Origin of the sequence: Pseudomonas sp. EL_65y_Pfl1_R83, from assembly GCF_963970695.1 — a bacterium.
GTDB classification, from domain to species: Bacteria; Pseudomonadota; Gammaproteobacteria; order Pseudomonadales; family Pseudomonadaceae; genus Aquipseudomonas; species Aquipseudomonas tritici.
In genome coordinates, this window is the sequence record NZ_CAXAQI010000031.1 from 1 (window position 1) to 17,254 (window position 17,254).

General features: G+C 58.5%; 13 protein-coding genes, 2 rRNA genes and 1 pseudogene. 9 read left to right on the forward strand and 7 right to left on the reverse strand.

Annotation, left to right across the window (positions count from 1 at the left end; genetic code table 11):
- The 3 genes from rrf (AACY08_RS30705) to AACY08_RS27225 all read left to right on the forward strand — a co-directional run.
- Positions 1–77: ribosomal RNA gene (rrf, locus tag AACY08_RS30705) — 5S ribosomal RNA — on the forward strand; the annotation flags it as partial.
- Positions 78–186: 109 nt separating this feature from the next.
- Positions 187–302 (forward strand): 5S ribosomal RNA (rrf, locus tag AACY08_RS27220).
- 394 nt (positions 303–696) lie between these two features.
- Complete coding sequence (locus tag AACY08_RS27225) at positions 697–2,577, forward strand: methyl-accepting chemotaxis protein (protein ID WP_339472223.1); 1,881 nt, start codon at positions 697–699, stop codon at positions 2,575–2,577.
- A gap of 45 nt (positions 2,578–2,622) precedes the next feature.
- Here the strand turns inward: AACY08_RS27225 and AACY08_RS27230 are convergent, their stop codons facing one another.
- From AACY08_RS27230 to AACY08_RS27250, 5 genes are all read right to left on the reverse strand, one after another.
- Positions 2,623–3,081 carry an SRPBCC family protein gene (locus tag AACY08_RS27230; RefSeq protein ID WP_339472224.1) on the reverse strand — a complete coding sequence of 153 codons (459 nt, stop codon included), beginning with the start codon at positions 3,079–3,081 and terminating at the stop codon, positions 2,623–2,625.
- 18 nt (positions 3,082–3,099) lie between these two features.
- A complete protein-coding gene (locus AACY08_RS27235) occupies positions 3,100–6,477 on the reverse strand; it encodes an amino acid adenylation domain-containing protein (RefSeq protein ID WP_339472225.1) in 3,378 nt (1,125 codons plus the stop codon).
- Positions 6,474–7,421 carry a diiron oxygenase gene (locus AACY08_RS27240; protein WP_339472226.1) on the reverse strand — a complete coding sequence of 316 codons (948 nt, stop codon included), beginning with the start codon at positions 7,419–7,421 and terminating at the stop codon, positions 6,474–6,476. Before AACY08_RS27240 ends, AACY08_RS27235 begins: the two co-directional genes overlap by 4 nt.
- Positions 7,418–8,176 (reverse strand): DUF3050 domain-containing protein, encoded by a 759-nt coding sequence (locus AACY08_RS27245; RefSeq protein WP_339472227.1) that lies wholly within the window; start codon positions 8,174–8,176, stop codon positions 7,418–7,420. Before AACY08_RS27245 ends, AACY08_RS27240 begins: the two co-directional genes overlap by 4 nt.
- A gap of 336 nt (positions 8,177–8,512) precedes the next feature.
- The gene (locus AACY08_RS27250; RefSeq protein WP_339472228.1) at positions 8,513–9,223 is read right to left on the reverse strand and encodes a GntR family transcriptional regulator; all 711 of its coding nucleotides are present in this window, start codon (positions 9,221–9,223) and stop codon (positions 8,513–8,515) included.
- A gap of 218 nt (positions 9,224–9,441) precedes the next feature.
- Between AACY08_RS27250 and AACY08_RS27255 the strand changes: the two are divergent.
- Positions 9,442–9,734 (forward strand): annotated as a pseudogene (locus AACY08_RS27255) (TonB-dependent receptor domain-containing protein); the annotation flags it as partial.
- A 98-nt stretch (positions 9,735–9,832) separates the two neighbouring features.
- On the forward strand, positions 9,833–10,402 hold the full coding sequence (locus tag AACY08_RS27260; RefSeq protein WP_339472229.1) for a hypothetical protein: 570 nt from the start codon (positions 9,833–9,835) through the stop codon (positions 10,400–10,402).
- 11 nt (positions 10,403–10,413) lie between these two features.
- Here the strand turns inward: AACY08_RS27260 and AACY08_RS27265 are convergent, their stop codons facing one another.
- Entirely contained in the window at positions 10,414–11,118 is a 705-nt protein-coding gene (locus tag AACY08_RS27265; RefSeq protein ID WP_339472230.1) for a DUF3142 domain-containing protein, read from the reverse strand.
- Complete coding sequence (locus AACY08_RS27270) at positions 11,115–13,283, reverse strand: outer membrane assembly lipoprotein YfiO (protein ID WP_339472231.1); 2,169 nt, start codon at positions 13,281–13,283, stop codon at positions 11,115–11,117. Before AACY08_RS27270 ends, AACY08_RS27265 begins: the two co-directional genes overlap by 4 nt.
- 174 nt (positions 13,284–13,457) lie before the next feature.
- Here AACY08_RS27270 and AACY08_RS27275 point away from each other — a divergent pair, with 174 nt between their 5' ends.
- The 4 genes from AACY08_RS27275 to AACY08_RS27290 all read left to right on the forward strand — a co-directional run bounded on the left by AACY08_RS27275 (position 13,458) and on the right by AACY08_RS27290 (position 17,141).
- Positions 13,458–15,059, forward strand: a complete 1,602-nt coding sequence (locus tag AACY08_RS27275) for a glycosyltransferase family 39 protein (RefSeq protein ID WP_339472232.1) — start codon at positions 13,458–13,460, stop codon at positions 15,057–15,059.
- Positions 15,060–15,092: 33 nt separating this feature from the next.
- Entirely contained in the window at positions 15,093–15,347 is a 255-nt protein-coding gene (locus tag AACY08_RS27280) for a DUF2789 domain-containing protein (RefSeq protein ID WP_339421236.1), read from the forward strand.
- 88 nt (positions 15,348–15,435) lie between these two features.
- On the forward strand, positions 15,436–16,929 hold the full coding sequence (locus AACY08_RS27285) for a Fic family protein (RefSeq protein ID WP_339472233.1): 1,494 nt from the start codon (positions 15,436–15,438) through the stop codon (positions 16,927–16,929).
- A 74-nt stretch (positions 16,930–17,003) separates the two neighbouring features.
- A complete protein-coding gene (locus AACY08_RS27290; protein ID WP_339472234.1) occupies positions 17,004–17,141 on the forward strand; it encodes a hypothetical protein in 138 nt (45 codons plus the stop codon).
- The last annotated feature ends 113 nt before the right edge of the window (positions 17,142–17,254 follow it).

Below are 17,254 nucleotides of genomic sequence, written 5' to 3' on the forward strand. Positions count from 1 at the left end.
CCGAACTCAGTAGTGAAACGATGCATCGCCGATGGTAGTGTGGGGTTTCCCCATGTGAGAGTAGGTCATCGTCAAGATTAAATTCCGAAACCCCTGTTTGCTAACGCAAACAGGGGTTTTGTTTTTGTAGAAGTCCATGAATTTCATCGGCACGTTGCGAATGCAGCGAACCGGTACACAGAATTTCTTGACGACCATAGAGCATTGGAACCACCTGATCCCATCCCGAACTCAGCAGTGAAACGATGCATCGCCGATGGTAGTGTGGGGTTTCCCCATGTGAGAGTAGGTCATCGTCAAGATTAAATTCCGAAACCCCTGTCTGCTAACGCAGACAGGGGTTTTGTCGTTTAGATCGGCAATTCTGTATTGCTGTCAGACCTGATTGATCACCCGGGCATCCAGCCCGCAGTTCGCTGCATTATTGGTTGGTTTCATTTTCTATCGCAGGACCTAGACCAAGGTGCCTAAGCGCTCAAAGCGTTCGTTATCCAATCCTCGTACGACAACCATCGGTCGGTTTCCTGCGAAAAATGGCAATCCATCTTACATTTTCCTAAGTTTTGCCTCGGCTTGGCCGAAAGCCTGACAAGCCATGCGTGCACCGAGATAGAGCGGTCCAAGACTCCGCCTATAACGTTACATGGAATGTCCACTCGGCACGCTAACCCCCCTTTGGCAAAAGAAGTCGATGAAATGAATCTCAAGTTCAGTCATAAAATTCTGTTGGCCGCGTCAGGCGTTGTGGTTCTGGCCTTCGCGTTATTTACTCTCTACAACGACTACCTGCAGCGCAGTACCATCAAGCAGAACCTAGAGTCGTCCATCGCGCAGTCCGGTGAACTCACCGCCAGCAGTGTGCAGAACTGGCTTAGTGGGCGAATATTGGTGCTCGAAAGCCTCACGCAAAACGTCGCCCACCAAGGTGGTTCTGCCGACCTCCCTGGTCTGGTCGATCAACCGGCCTTCACCTCAAACTTCCAGTTCACCTATGTTGGCCAAACCAACGGCGTGTTTACGCAACGCCCGGACGCGAAAATGCCCGACGGCTACGACCCCCGTCAGCGCCCTTGGTACAAACAGGCAGTGGCTGCGGACAAGCCCATGCTTACACCACCGTATATGGCCGCAGTGGGTGGGCAGATCGTGACCATCGCGATGCCGGTGAAAAAGGACGGTGAATTGCTCGGCGTAGTCGGCGGTGACCTGAGCCTGCAGACCTTGGAAAAAATCATCAACGCGGTAGACTTCGGTGGCCTCGGCCACGCGTTCCTAGTGAGCGGCGACGGCCAGGTCATCGTCAGTCCTGATCAAGGGCAGGTGATGAAAAACCTCAAGGACATCTACCCCGGCACTCAGTTACGCATCGAGAAGGTCAGTCAGGAGGTCGTTCTCAACGGCCAGGACCGCATCCTGTCATTTACCCCTATCAGCGACTTGCCCGGCGCAGATTGGTATATCGGTCTGTCGATTGATAAAGACAAAGCCTACGCAGCATTGGGCAAGTTCCGTACTTCCGCGCTGATTGCCATGTTGATCGCCGTGGTTGCGATTGCCGTGCTCCTGAGTGTGCTCATCCAAGTACTGCTGCGGCCTCTTACCACCATGGGTGTGGCGATGCAGGACATTGCGCAGGGCGAAGGTGACCTGACCCGTCGCCTTGCTGTCACCAGCAAGGACGAGTTCGGCGAAGTCGGCAGCGCGTTCAATCAATTCGTAGAACGCATCCACGCATCGATTTCGGAAGTGTCTTCAGCAACGCGCCAGGTGCACGACTTGTCCCAGCGTGTGATGGCTTCGTCCAATGCCTCTATCATCGGTTCAGACGAGCAAAGCGCACGCACCAACAGCGTGGCCGCTGCGATCAACGAACTGGGCGCCGCCACTCAGGAAATCGCGCGTAACGCCGCCGATGCCTCGCAGCACGCCAGCGGAGCCAGTGAGCAGGCCGATGATGGGCGCAAAGTGGTGGAGCAAACTATCCTCGCGATGTCGGCTCTGTCGCAGAAGATCAGCCTGTCCTGCACGCAGATCGAAACCCTGAACGCCAGTACTGACAACATTGGTCACATCCTTGACGTGATCAAGGGTATTTCTCAGCAAACCAACCTGCTCGCACTCAACGCCGCCATTGAAGCGGCACGTGCCGGTGAGGCCGGTCGAGGTTTTGCGGTGGTCGCTGACGAGGTGCGCAACCTGGCTCACCGCACCCAGGAGTCGGCCGAAGAGATCCACAAAATGATCACCTCGCTGCAAGTGGGCTCGCGTGAAGCGGTTACCACTATGAATGCCAGCCAGGCCTCCAGTGAAGAAAGCGTCGAGGTCGCCAACCAGGCGGGTGAGCGCCTGGTCAGCGTGACGCAGCAGATCGTCGAGATCGACGGCATGAACCAGTCCGTCGCCGCCGCCACCGAAGAGCAGACAGCCGTGGTGGAAACGCTCAACGTGGACATCAACCAGATCAACCTGCTGAACCAACAGGGCGTGGCCAATCTCAATGAAACCCTGAAGGATTGCGATGCGCTGTCGCAGCAGGCCAATCGATTGAAACAACTGGTCGATAGTTTCAAGATCTGACCCGCTGATTGATCGGGCAGGGGCGAGTGGCCTCGCTCCTGCCGCTCAGCCAAGCAACCGACGGACATTGTCCAGGGCGCTGTTGGCGAAGTCCTGCACAAACTGTTCAAACCCTGCGTTTGCCTCATCCATGGGCTCTGCAATAATCGTCCATGTCACCCGGGAACACTCCGCTCCTAGTGCTTCAACGCGGATCGCCGCCCATAACCTGGCCACGCCCAGGGTGTTATAGATTGTGGTCCAGGTCATATGCATGGCCTGCTCGTCCCGGCTATTGAGCTGCTCCACCACACAGTTACCATCGCGGAAAAATTTTGTACGCAAGGCGCCCACACCTGTGGCTGTCATTTCGATATGCGTCAGGTCAGGAATGAACACATCGAAGCCTGAAAAATTCCCCACCATGTTCCACAGGCGGGAGGCATGGCAGTCGACCACGACCGACGCGACTATTGGCAGGCCGTCCGGGTTGCGAATTAACGTATCGGGTTGCAGTGGTTTCATGAGGTTGCCCTGAGGCGTTCAAAGAAAGCCAATGGCCTTGAGGTAGTTGCAGCCTTTGCTCAACAGCGCCAAATCTTTTTCGGGGTAGTGTGCCCCCATCTGCTGGACGCCCTGCCGCGCATTGTCGTGGCGGATCATTGAGGTGTCTCCGATGTCTTCGTCGAGGCGCTCTAGATAAAAACCAAGCACGCCAAACAGTGCGTTCTCGTGGCTGACCGTTCGTATCTCCTCTTGCCAATGTGCAATGCTCACCCGCCTGAACCGGTGACCCGCTCGGCTGAAAGCATCCAGGTAACGCGCCCAGCTCAAAGGTTGCGGGTTGTGCAGGTTGAACACACTGCGATTGGCTTGAAAGCGGGTGCAGTGGAATGCAATGAAACGAGCCAGGAAATCCACCGGCATCAGGTCGAAGTTCAACGCCAGCCGCGGTACCAGGCCAAGTTGAAGTGAGCCCTTGAGCATCAGCATCAGCCGATTTCTCTGCGGCTGGCAGACCCCCGTGCGGCTATGGAAGCTGATATTGCCGGGGCGATGGATATTCACCCAGGCTCCGTGCTCCACCGCACGTCTCAGTTGCCGCTCGGCGACCCATTTGGACAGGTTGTAGCCATTCTGGATGTACAGCGGCAGCGTGGTCGCGGCGGGTGCCTCGAGGACATAGCCCTGGGTGTCCATGCTGCTTGAGGCTGACAGCGTCGAGATAAAGTTGAAGACCTTCTTGCAGTGCGTCTCACACAGGCGCAGGCATTCGAAGATGGGGTCAACGTTGTCCCTGGCCAGTGATGCGTAGTCCATCACGTGGTTGACCCGTGCCGCGTTGTGCACCAGCACACCGAAGTCCCGGGTGAGCGTGTCGTAGGCGTCGTTGGCCAACCCCAATCGAGGCAGGCTGATATCGGCGGCGAATACCTGCACCCGGCTCAGGTCCAGATGCTCCAGGCGGTACTCGCGCAACGCTTGGGTAAACCGCATCATCGCCGAATGCCCCGGCTCTTCACGCACCAGGCATGCCACCTGGGTTGCATGATCGGCCAGCAACGCCTCGACGATATGGGCACCAACAAAGCTGTTGGCCCCTGTTACGATCACTTTGTGCGGGTCGCCTGCGCGGTCCTCGGACAATATGTCGAGTGACCACTCCTGTTGTGCGTCGTGAACCGCCTGGCTAGAGGGCGCATCGGGTCGTTCCCCGTCCTCCACCCACGTTGCGAGGGTACGAATAGTCGGCGCCTCAATGAAGCGGCTCAACGAGAAGCTGCGGCCGAATTGTTCGCGAAAACGCAGTAAGAGGGTCGACAGCAAAATCGAATGGCCGCCGAGTTCAAAGAAACTCTCATCAATAGACAATTCATCCATGGGCAACGCCAGCAGTTCGATCCATAAGCGGGTCAATCGAATCTGAAGTGGGGTGTGCGCCGCATTGCTGGCAGTCTGAGAAACGGATTGAGCCGGTAATGCGAGCAATGCTGCCCGGTCGACTTTGCCGTTGCTGGAACATGGCATGTGCGGCAACAGGCTCCAGAAACCGGGGTGCATGTAATCCGGCAGCCACTGTCGCGCGTGTTGCTGCAGGGCCGCCACGGTGGCCCCCGGTTCGGGTTGAGCGACAAAGCTACGGATCCTGCGGTCATGGTCAATCACCACTGCGACCTGGCGATACAGCCGGCTGTTACGCAAGCACTGCTCTATCTCTTGGGGCTCGACCCGAAAGCCGCGGATTTTCACCTGATCATCACGGCGCCCCCCCAGCACAATCCCGTCGGCGGTCCACTGTGCCAGATCGCCGCTGCGGTAAGCCCTCAGCGATTGGCCCCCAGGCACCGCCAGCTCCACGAAAGGGCTGGCAAGCTGTTGCCGCGCGTTCACATACCCCAGGCTCACTCCGGGGCCGATGATATACACCTCGCCCATGACCTGTTCATCTACCGGCTGCAGGTTCTCGTCAAGGATCAGCACCTGGCTGTTGGCGATGGGGCTTCCGACGTTGCGGTTGCTATCACCGGGGAGCAGCGTGCGATGGGTGACCAGCACCGTGGCCTCCGTGGGCCCATAGAGGTTGTGAAATTGGCACTGCCCCGCGAGGCATTCGATTACATGGGGCTCGCACACATCGCCGCCGGTGAGCAGGTGCGTCAGGCCCAGCGGTTGATCGAGTGGCAGAATGCTCAGCAGCGCAGGCGGCAGGAAGGCGTGGGTGACGCGCTGCCGGTGGAGCAGATCCAGCAGTTGCTGAGGGTCTTGTCGTTGCTCTGCGCTGGGGACAATCAACTCGGCCCCTGCTATCAAGGTGGGGAAAATATCGATCAGCGAAGCGTCAACGCTCAAAGGCGAAAATGGCAGGACGCGGCTCAGCTCATCCAGGCTCATACAGGACCTGAACCAGGCCGTGAAATGCGCCAGGTTAGTCTGGCTGAGCAGCACACCCTTGGGTTGACCCGTGGTGCCTGATGTAAAGAGCGTCATGCAAGGACCGTCGGCGGGCGGGCGAGTCTGCATCAACGGACGCATGACGTCGGCGCTCCGCGGGTCGACCTTGCTGACATCCAGTGCAGTGAAGCGTCCTCGCAAGGGGTGCTGACCGGCGTCAAGCAATACCCGAGCTTGCGTGCTCTCAAGCATGACCTGATGGCGCTGAACCGGGTGGTCCGGACCCAGCGGTAGATACACGGCTGCGCAGCCCATCACCGCAAGAATGCTGGCGTACAACTCGATGGATTTTTCCAGGCACACGCCGACCACCGTTGGCGCCTGCCCACTCTCCAGCAACGGCTGTAGTTGCTGCTGTATCGCCAAGGCGTGAAGCTGCAATTGACGATAGATCACTGTGTTGCCGGCGATGTTCAGCGCCGGCCGATCGGCGAAGGTGCGAAGGCTGGCCTGCAACTGTTCGATCACGGGTACCTGGGCTTCCCGCATGACAACAGGGTCTTCTGTGCGGTTGAGCCGATGGACAAATGCCAGCGCGTCAAGCGCGTCCAAGCCTTGCTCGGGCCATTCATTGGCGGCCGCGTGCACAGAGAAATATCCAGTGTCCCGCGAGAATCCACTCACGTGCAGCGCGACCCACTCCACCAATGCATGGGTCACCCGCTGGCGCAGTCGTTGGCCGTTGCCACTGGGTTCTTCGGTGATGCCAAGCACAGCCGACAATCGCCGGTTGGGCCCATAGGCGCGCAGTTGCAGCGCGGGTAGCCCGTATTCGGTTACCGGGCCAACACCCAGGCGCAGGCTGAACACTGGGAGTCGATCTGCTGAGGCCCGCAGCGACTGACTGCCGTCATCGATCAACAAGTCGATGCCTTCATCACTCATGGCATGCCCATACTGCTCCAGCGCTTGCCTGAGGGAGGCCAAGACGCTGCTGGTGCCAGCAAACCCGATGGTCAGGCGCCTCATGTCAGCCTCCCGGGCACTGGCAAGTAATTGTCCAGCGCTTGCGCCACACTCGGCGTTTGCAGCAAACCGCTGTGTTGCAGGAAACCCAGAATGTTGTCCATCAGCGGGTGCCGACGGGTGATCGGGAAGGCCAGTGCCGTCACTTCATCGCGCAATGCGCTGCGCAGGCTTTCGCTGGTGTCGACGTGTTCGATCAAGTGCAGGTCGAAGTTTTTTTGCAGGTCGTTCGTCAGGTACTGAGCCAAGAATATCGGCAGCACCTGAGCGATGCTGTCGCGGTCTTCGGCGCTCGCCGTGTGCCAATACAGGCGTACGAGCCGTGTCCAGAATTGCGCGTGGCGGCCCTCATCAAACAGGTGATCGGCCATCAAGCCACGGATCGACGCTTTAACACTGGTGTCCTTGGCGAACGCCGCCACATCGTGGGTCACGGTGTTTTCGGCAATGGCCACGCCAATCAGTGCTATTGCATCGCGCAGGTGGGCTGGCGCCTTGGCCTGGGCCGCAGGCAACGCACGGTTCAATTCAATTTCCTTCGGTGGCTCCAACGGTTGTATGCCGGTCATGGCAACGGTTTGCTGGAGGAAATCCAACGCAACCAGTGCGTGGTAGTCCTCGTCCACGACAACGGTCATCGCATCTACGCGGCAGGCAAGCGGAAAGGGCACCGAGAAGCGATTCTTGGCAATGCTGCGCGCAGTCTTGTCGACGATCTCAGTCTCGAAGATCACCACGTCGTTGATGAATTTGTAGAAGCTTTGCACCAACACGAAATCGCGCCATTGCGGGCAGTGTTCGATAAAGGTTGCACAGAGCACCAAGGGCTGGCGGCACACCGGGTAGATCAGCTTGTCATCGTCTTCCAGCAAACGGCGAGGGCGTGTGCGGATGGTTGCGCGGCGCTCCCAGTCGTCGGCAATGGCGTGGTAGTCGGCTACGCTCATGGGTGCACCTCCCTCAGAGAGGCCTGAACCTCATCCCAGAATGCGATACGGCTTTGCACGGCCGAGAGGGCGGCATTGGTGGCCTGTTGCGGGTACGCCGGGTCTGCACTGACAAGGCGTTGGAGCAACTGCTCTGCTGCTGGGCCATGATGCTGGGCGTCCAATTCGATGTGACGCTTGAGGTAAGCGCACAGTGTCGGCGCGTGGCGACGGATAAGCTCATCAGATTGCAGGATGCGTTCGAATATCATCGGGATGACATGCTCGCGACCGTGCAGGAATGTTGCCGCCACACAATGGGTAGGCGCGTTCAGCGCGAGATGCAATGTGTCACTGACGAAGCGGGCCACGCCGGGAAGAATTTCGACCTCACGCAAGGCGGCAGTCGCTTCCATGTCTTGGCGTTGCAGCGCAACAAAGCGTTTGATCGGCGAGGTGCTGGCGCCCACTTCGGCCATGGCCTCCAGATAGAGTTCGAAGTGGCTGCAATAGCCTTGCTCGGGATGCTCGTCTGACTCCTCACTCAGCACGACCTCATTGATCAGGCGAGCTGCTTGCGGGTCGGCAGGTGGCAGCCAAGGCAGGCGCGTGCAGGTCAGGTCCCGTTGCAGACGTTTGGCGAGGGTCATGAAATCCCAGACCGCAAATATGTGGCTTTCCATAAAAAGTTGTAACTTGCGCAGGGAAGTTATTTCTGAAAATAACGAATGGCTGCATAACTGCAATTTTGCTGTTTCAAGTAACGGTTGATGCATGGTTGGTGCCTATAAGTTGTTGCGTCTGCTGTGAAAAACAGCGATGAGTTCTTGTGGTTGGCAAGAAGTGAAAAGGTATGGACCAGCCTTGCGCGTGCAGGGCGCTTCTGATGAGGCGACTGCAGCGTCGAATGAAATGTCTGGTTTAGTAATAAAGGATGATAAGCGGGTTAAACAATTTGGCGAGCATACAAATGTGTTAGAAGTTTTTCTAAATAATATTGGCTGTAAGTTTGTATCTTTGTTGAAAGTGGGAAGTTTCGTCGGGGCGGGGTACTCATCGTTAGTTAGGGAGCCCCGCAACACTGCAAGATCGAGACAGGAAAGCTGAAAGCCTTATTGCGTGTCTTTTTTGTCGCCGGCATCCAGGCCATTGAGGTATGCCGTGATTACCTCCATGCCTCGCATCAAGTGATTGCGCAGCGTCAGGATGCTTTCTTCGGTTTTTTTCTGTGCCACCAGGCTCAGTAGTTCGCGGTGATCTTCCTGAGACGTCTGCCCCAGCCCCATGGCCTCAAGGTTGTAACGCAGGAAACGTTCCTCCTCGTTCAAACCGTGCTCGACCAACTTGAGCAGCCGCTGGTTCGGGGCCTTGCCATACAGGGCCATGTGAAACAGCCGGTTGAGGCGACCAATCTCGGTGTAGTCTTTTTCCTGCTCCAAAGCGACGATGATGGCGTCCGCCTCGGCGATATCGGTTTCAGTGAGCAAAGGGATGGACGAGCGCAGCGCTTCAGACTCCAGCAACATCCGCAGTTCATAGGTTTCGGCCGAGTTATCCTCGATCAACGGCGCGACGACAGCGCCCTTGTGGGTCACCACATGCAGCAGTGACTGGGCTTCCAGCTGGCGCAAAGCTTCGCGCACCGGCATGCGGCTGACCCCGAACAGGCTGGCCAATTCCTGTTGGCGCATGGCGGTACCGCAGGGCAACCGACCGTCCAAGATGGCATTGCGCAAGGTTTCTTCAATCACGGAGCGAGCGAGATGGGCGGGGATCGTTCCGCTGATCTTGATGCTGTTCAAAGGGGTCGGCTTCTGCGTCACGGTTACGTTATGCTCCTTATTAGAATGGGCATGGCTAATTGGATCCAATGCACACTAGAGCCTGACCATAGGCTTGTCAAACGCGCACAGTTTCGGCTTGTAAGCGCTTCAACATAACGCTCTGAGCACCCACAGCCAGCCTCTATCGGGTCTTACGCACCCAGGTTCAACTCGCCTGCTATCGAGCGGGAAATTGCAGTACAGGCAGCTAAGCGCTGGTCATTCGCGACACCCCGTTGGCCGGTCTCGGCGCAGGCCTGGGCGTACGCTACGCGCGCCAAAGCTGGGCGACTACTACGAAGGCGCCTTCAACGTGCCGTCCTACAGCGTCTACGACGCCAGCCTGAGCTACGACCTGAGCCGTTCGCCGCTTAAACTCAAAGGCGTGAAACTGGCGATGAACGTGCAGAACCTCACTAACAAAACCTACGTATCTAAGTGCACCATTAATCTGAAGTGCTACTACGGGGAAGGGCGCACAGTGGTGTCGAGCCTGACCTACGACTGGTAGGTAATCGGTTGTAGGAGGCCTCCTGATTGAGTGGGGTGTAAACCTTGAACGTCTCGCGAGCGTTAGCTTCGGCTGGCAACCCTCGCGAGATACTGCCCATGCCCATCGCCGAAAATCCCTATGCCGCACCGCGCTCCAGCCTGAGCTGGATGCCGGTTCGTGAACCGATGTTTCTGGTCGTGGCCCCGCGTAAATTCCTCGTCATGATGCTGCTGACGCTGGGCGGCTACTTCGTCTACTGGCTCTACCGACAATGGACGTTTTATCAGCGGGCCACCGGCAAGAGGCTATGGACCTGGGTTCGGGTGCTATTTCCGGCGTGCTATTTCTGTTCGTTGATCCTCAGCGTGATGCGTGAACTGGAGCAGGGCGAATCCGCCTACCACTGGTGGCCACGTTGCCTGGCGGTGACGATTTCTCTGTGCGGGTGTTTGCCCTTCACGGTGTTGTGGCTGCTCTCACCGTTCGCCGCACTCGCTGTAGTTGCCTGCATCGCAATGTTGCAGGTCGCGCTGGCGTTGCAGTTGCAAGATGCGATTAATCATTTGGAGCTGGACCCCGACGGGGCGGGAAATACGCATCTCACGAGCGCCAATTGGATTGGAATAGTGGTTGGGCTGCTGGGAGGGGGGTGGGTTGTGACAGGCGTGGTGTGGGGCGCCGGTTGAGGGGGAGCGTTTCAAGGGTTCTGCAAAAAAACCACATACCCCCGAAACCACTCACTCCCTTGCAAATACCCAGGTTCCTCCCACGTCCCGCCTTGAATCAGCCCGATCTTGAACGGCAGTCCCAGTCGATTTATCCGTGGCAGATACGCCGCGTAGTCCGGAATGCTGTGGCGCCCTTGATAGGTCTGCACCACCACTTCATCCACCACGCCTTTGAGTTGCGCGATGGCGGCCGGGTCGGCGTTGCTGCTCCAATCCATCAGGCCAGTGATGCTCAAGCGCAGGTCGGCCCGCAGGCGTTGGCGCAGGTCGCGCAGGAAGTCGGCGTATTCGTGCAGGTATTGGGTGCGGGCGTCGAAGTCGATCTGGATGCCGACGACCGGGTTGCCGGCGTCGCGCCAGCGTTGCACTTGGCCGAGCAGTTGGCGGTAGACCGGTTCGGGCCAATGCAGGGTGTGGGCGCGGTAGACGATCCAGATTTCACCCTGGGTGATGCGCGGCACGCTGATGCCCTGGGCGATCATCTGCACGCCGCGCCCTGGCGTGCGGCGGGTGGAGTTGATCTGGCCCTGAAGGATGTACAGGGTTTTGGCCTGCTTGAGCACCGGTTGAGGGGTGACGCCGCTCCACAGCCAAAAGGCGTCATAGTCGCGGGCGTCGACGGCGCCGAAGGCCGGGCTTGCCAGTAACAGCAAGCCTAGCCACAGGTGTTTCACCAGTAGTACTGCAGCGACTTGCCCCACTGGGTGTCACCGAAGCTGCTTTTGAGTTGGCGGAACCAGGCTTTGCGCACGGCAGGTTCAACGTCGTGCCCGCCGCAACTGTTGTAGCCGGACGGCCCGTAGCAGTTGATGGCGCGAAACAGCGCGTAGGCCCTGTCATTCTTCGGCGCCTTGGCATTGCCGATCACCTGTTTGTAGCCGTCCAGGCGCGAGAAGGTTTCACCCTTGAAGTCCGATGCGGTGCTGCCCAGGCTGCCGGCGGCGCGCGCCTGCTCCAATGGCATACCGTCCAGGCCGTTACGCAGGATGAATTCACCCAGGCAGTTCAGGCCCTGTGGATGCTTCGCGTCGTTTTGCAGGATAGCGGCGGTTTGCGTGATGGTTGGGCAGGCGTAGCCGGATTCGGCTTTATCGCCATTCCACTGGAACAGCTTCAAGGTCTGGCTGGCGCTGTAGACGTAGCCCAAGCTGGTACCCAGCTTATCTTCAGGGGCCGCGACCGGCAGTTGCTTGAGGTCCTCGGCGAATGTCGCGTACTGGCCGCGCAGCAGATCTTTGTAGAGCAGCACGAATTGCGCGGTCTGGCGTTCCAGCGGGTCGCTGGCCTGGGCGATCTGCTGGCGCAACAGCTCAGGGCCTGCAACGTTGCGCAGCAGAATGTAGCGCACCTGCTTGGCGCTGATCGGCGAATCGGCGGCGAACACTTTGGCCAACTGGCCGCTGCGCTCGTAGTTCATCGCCAACGCCAGCTCAAGCTGGTCGCGTTGCAGCGGCATTTTCGCCAGGGGCAGCAGTTGCAACCATAGTGCTTCGGCGCCTTTCCAGTCTTGCTTGGCTTCCAGGGCCAGGGCGCGCAGGGTCTGTTGGCTGAAGGCGAAGTAATTCAGGCTCGACGGCACGCTCTGGGGCAACTGTTTCAAGGCGGCGTCCGGCTGATGCTCGATGTACAACGCACACACGGCCAGCAAGTAGTCGTACAGCTGCGGCGCGCTGGCGAATGCGGCTTTTTGCTTCTCCAAATCGGCGCGGGAAAGGGCGGGCTGGTGGCCGCCGCGCATCACCATCAGGTCGCTGACAAGCTGGATCATCGGCGTGGTGACGGTCTCGCTATTAACCATCAATAGCTTGAGGTCGACCTCCTCCACCAGTTCGTCCACCGACACATTGCGCTGCGTATCAGTTGCCTGAGTCATCGCCCAGGCGTAGGCCTCGGCGAGCTTTGTGTTGTCACCCGCCAGCCAATACACGCGGCGCAACAGGCCACGGGCGGAGGCCACGTAATCGCCCTGTGGATAAGTTTTCAGGTAGGTGAGGAATCCTTCTTCGGCATCGCTCAGGGCGGACTTATCCACAAGCTTAAGACGCGGCATGCCGTATTCGTCGAAGGCTTCAGCCTGGGCCTGGTTCAAAGCAGTGCGGGCGGTCATGTACAGCGCGGTTTCCTGCAGCCAAGGCACATCGCTGCTGCTGGCAGCGGCAAAACCGCGTTCAGCGTCACTGAAACGACCGCTGTAGAAGTCGGCGGCGGCCTGCAGGTAAGTGCGAAACAGTTGGCCGTCGGCGGACTGGATCTGCTGAGCGTCCACCACTTGGCCGTCCCAGGAGCAGGCGGTGAGCACCTGCAAACGCGCCTTCACCAGCACCTCGCGCTCGGCCGCCGGCATGTCAGCCTTGATCACCTGGCTGATAAATGCGGTGGCACTGTCATCGTCGTTGCTGCGGCAGCGGCTGCCCTCGCCATTGAGGAACGCTTCACCGGCGGTTTTATACTCGTCGCGCTTGATGCCCAGAGGCTGAAGCAGCGTATCGAGTTCGGCTGTGCGCGAGTCGTCCGGCTTGTTGTTGGGTTCTTCGTTTGTGCTGCGCAAAGGCGCCAGTCGATAGACCGGGAAAGGCACCGGGCCAAAGCCCTGGGCCAGGTCGTCTTCGCTCAAGGCATTGGGCGCCAGCGGCGCAGCCTTTTTGTCCGCCAGCAGCAGGCGCAGGTTGACGCGGCTGTCGTTGCCCGGGTTGAGGAAGGGTTGGTTGCTGCACGCGTCGAGACTGTCACGCGAGACCCGCCAATCGGGGTAGCACGAGTCGTCGGAGCTGGCCTGGGCCTGTAGGGTCATACCCGCGAGCAGTGCCAGTGCCAGGGGTGACAGAAAACCGATGCGCATGACGTGTCCTTGATCCTGAGTCCTTGGAGGAGGGCGATAATAGCGTGTTCCTACGGTCGCTTCGGAGAAGCCCTGCACAAATTGCTGATTTGTCGGGTCATAGAAGCGAATCAGGGGCTTTTGTCCTAGAGTGGCGATGTTTGCAGTTAGGCAATCAAGGGCAGGGAAATCTAGGTGCGTCGGTCTGTGGTAGAGCAAAACGAAAAGGTCGGGACGTTACCCGCACTCAACCGCCTCTCTTGGGAAGGTGCCGGTTGGTTCAGCCGACTCTGGTGGGTGCCGATTCTGGCGCTGGCCATGGCCCTGCGTTTTTACAACCTGACGGCGGCGGCGATCTGGGGCGACGAAGGCTCCAGCCTGTTGCTCAGCGAATACGCCGTGGCCGACCTGTGGTTCCACGCGGCGCATGATGTACACCCGCCGCTGTATTTTTTTCTGCTGCGCGGCTGGATTGAGCTGTTCGGCGACAGCATCTGGTCGATTCGCAGCATGAGCGCCGTCCCCGGTGTAGTCGCCGTGGGCCTGGGCGTCTGGCTGACGCAGCAATTGTCCACCCGTCGTGCGGCGGTGCTGGCGGGTATTCTGCTGGCGCTATTACCCACGGCGGTGCGCTACAGCCAGGAAGTACGCATGTATTCGCTCCTGGGCGTATGGTTGCTGGGCGCCACGCTGGCGCTGGTGTATTGGGTGCGTCAACCCGAGCGCACGCGTTATCTGGCGGCCTATGTCGTGTTGATGAGTGCTGGTTTCTACACCCATTACTTCACCGCGCTGTGCGTGCTGGTGCATTGGGCGTATCTAGGTGTGCTTTGGGGTACGGCGCCGCGAGACCAGCGCCTGATCACCCGCCCGGCATGGTGGGTGGCTAACGCCGCGATTGTGCTGTTGTACCTGCCTTGGCTGCCGAACCTGCTGGACCTGGTGCAACACGTCGAACAGCTCAAGGTGGGCGGCGACATAGGCTGGGAAGAACCGGTCAGCCTGTTCTCCCTGCCTTCGATGATCTGGCAATTCGTGCTCCAGGATGAAGGCGTTGGCTTCTGGTCGCCGTTGTTCTGGCTGTTTCCGCTGCTGCTGGTGACTGTTGTGATCAGCGCTTGGCAAGATCGCGAACGCTACCGACCGGCCAGCCTGCTGGCGCTGTTTTTCCTGTTGCCACTGCTGCTGGTCTACGGCGTTTCATTTGTATCCCCGGTGTTTATCGAGCGCTACCTGACGGTATACGCCTTGGGCTTGCCGATTCTTGTGGCGATGGCTATCGACCGCCTGCCGTCGCGGTTTTCACTGCTGGGGGTGGCGCTGTTTGTGCTGTTTGTCGGCGTCGAACTGGTGGGGTTGAAGAACAACTTTGCCGTGGATGAGCACGACCAGTTCAACGTGCCGGTGGCATTCGTCAACCGCAACTACCAGCAAGACGACCGCATCGTCCTCAGCGACATGATGTGGTACCTCAGCTACGTGTATTACGACCAGACCGACGCCCAATTGCAGCTCTACACACCGCCCAAACCCGACGGCACGCCCACTCGGCCGAACGCGTATGGCTTCGGTACCTTGGTCGACCAGGACGGCGGGCGCATCTATCTCGACCATCTGTCGGCACTGCCCGCTGACACCCGCCGCGTGTGGCTGATCAGCAGCAACGAAGCACCGGATGATTTCGCCCCGCTGCCAGAGGGCTGGCGCGAACTCAGTCGCCAGGATGGCGGCGGCGCCAGGGCTAGGTTGTTTGTGTTGTGCAACGTACCGTCGGCGCAACCTGAGGGCTGTCGCTAGACTGGGTTAATTCTTTCATCGCAGGAGCCCGTCATGGAATCGCCCGTGCATAGTTTGCCGTCACTGTTCAAACAGCTGGGTCTGGAGAATGACCCGGTGAGTATTGAGAGGTTCGTGGCGGTTCATTCGCCGCTCAAACCGGAGTTGAAATTGGCGGATGCGTTTTTTTGGACCGATAGTCAGAGAGCGTTTTTACGTGAGGAGATTCTAGAGGATGCGGATTGGGCGGTGGTGGTGGATGAGTTGAATCTGATGTTGCGGGGTGGTCGAGAGGTGCAAAAAATTTAGAAAAAACGCTGAAAGTTGAAAAAAACTGATGAGGGTTGAAAAAAACTGGGCTTTAATCGCGTAAGTGAACTTTTTCTGAGGTTGCGCGATGTCTCTGGTTGGCTATGCCCATCTCCATCGATCTCTCGGGTTAAAAGCCATCGCGCCTGCCCGCGCAGCAATGATTAAGCCTGTCACTCGGATTTCGACGATCGGTGATTGCCTGGCGGTACCTCACGCTGTTGCACCGTCGGCTGACTCAGTGCTCGACCATATTCTTTTTGCCCTCAAGCATGAAGGTATCAACCTCGGCATCCTGGCTCAGGCGCTGGAAGCCGTCACTGCCGAGCAACTGCTGCAAGAACTGGGAAAAGCCCCTAACGGCGTGTTCATCCGCAAGGTCTGCTACCTCTGGGAGGGGCTGACCCTTCAACGGCTGGATTACAGCAAACCGATCAACAGCCGTGTGTCTCCACTGTTTGATCCGCAGCGCTACGTGACGGGCCCGTCGACGCGAAATTCCCGTTGGCGCATCGACTTCAATGGTTTGGGCTCTTTGGCTTATTGCGCGACGGTCGAGCGTACGCCAGAAATCGACACTCTGTTGAGCCTCGATATCTTGGGGCGCGCCAAATCCTTCATGGCCACCCTACCTCCCGAAATGATGGACCGCGCGATCCAGTGGGCTTACCTGCATGAAACCCGCGACACGTTCGCCATCGAAAAAGAACAACCCAGCGAGGAAAAGTCCCGGCGCTTCGTCCAGCTGTTACGTCAGGCCCACGAAGGCAGGCTGCTGACCGAGGATTATCTGGTCGAGCTGCAAAACAGCACTGTTTCCAACCCCTTCGACAAAGCCGTCGCGTTTCGCCACGAACAGAACCACCTGCACAATGGCCTGCGCGGCGCGGCGGGTGTCAGCTACGTACCGCCCTCTCCTGAACTGTGCCAGGAGCTGATGGAAGAGCTGATGGCGTTCGCCAATCAACCTGTGCGCGAGGTTGATCCTCTCGTAGCTGCGGCCGTCACCGCGTTTGGCTTCGTATTCCTGCACCCGTTCATGGATGGCAACGGTCGGCTGTCCCGCTTCTTGATCCACCAGACGCTATGCCACTACGGCGCACTGGAACACGGCTTACTGCTGCCTGTCTCCGTCGCGATGAAGCACGAAGAACAAGCCTATCTGGAGGCACTCAAGGCGTTCTCCCTGCCGACGCGAGAATTCTGGAACGTCATCTGGCTGGACGGCGAACAAATGGCCTTCGATTTTATCGGCCACCCGTCGATTTACCGCTATTGGGATGCAACGCGCTGCGTCGAATTCACCCTGCAAATGGCCCGCCGCGCGCTGGAGGTGGAGCTGCGCGAAGAGACAGAATTTCTCGACCGTTATGACCGGGTGATCAAGGCCGTGAATCAGCGCTTCGACGTGCGGGGTAGTGATCTGTCGAAGCTGGTGATGATGTGCCTGGACAACGAGGGCAAGGTTTCCACGCATCGGCGCAAGCAGTTTCAGTACAGCGTGTCGGAGGAGGTCTTTGAGTTTATTGAGGAGGAGGCCCAGCGCGCTATGTACGAAGCTGGGAAATTTCCTACCGACTAAACGGAGGTGGATGATAGTGAGCAGAGTGAGGAGTCCGCTATTAACACGCGCTGATTCCTCCCTCTGGACACAGCATGAAACGCCTGATCCCTCGCGCTGAAATTGAAAGTTATGACCTCACACATATCGAAAGCCCCTATTTTGCAGGAATAAAAGTAAGGGAGTTCTTTCGCGCGCCTTATGCGTTGCAAGGGCTGGGTGTAGTGGTCTAATGAAACCGGACACCCATTTAGGCGAGAATGCTCGCCAGAACGAGGTGTCAGATGACCAAACAACGCCGTACCTTTTCCCCTGAATTCAAACGCGAGGCTGCCGACCTCGTTAT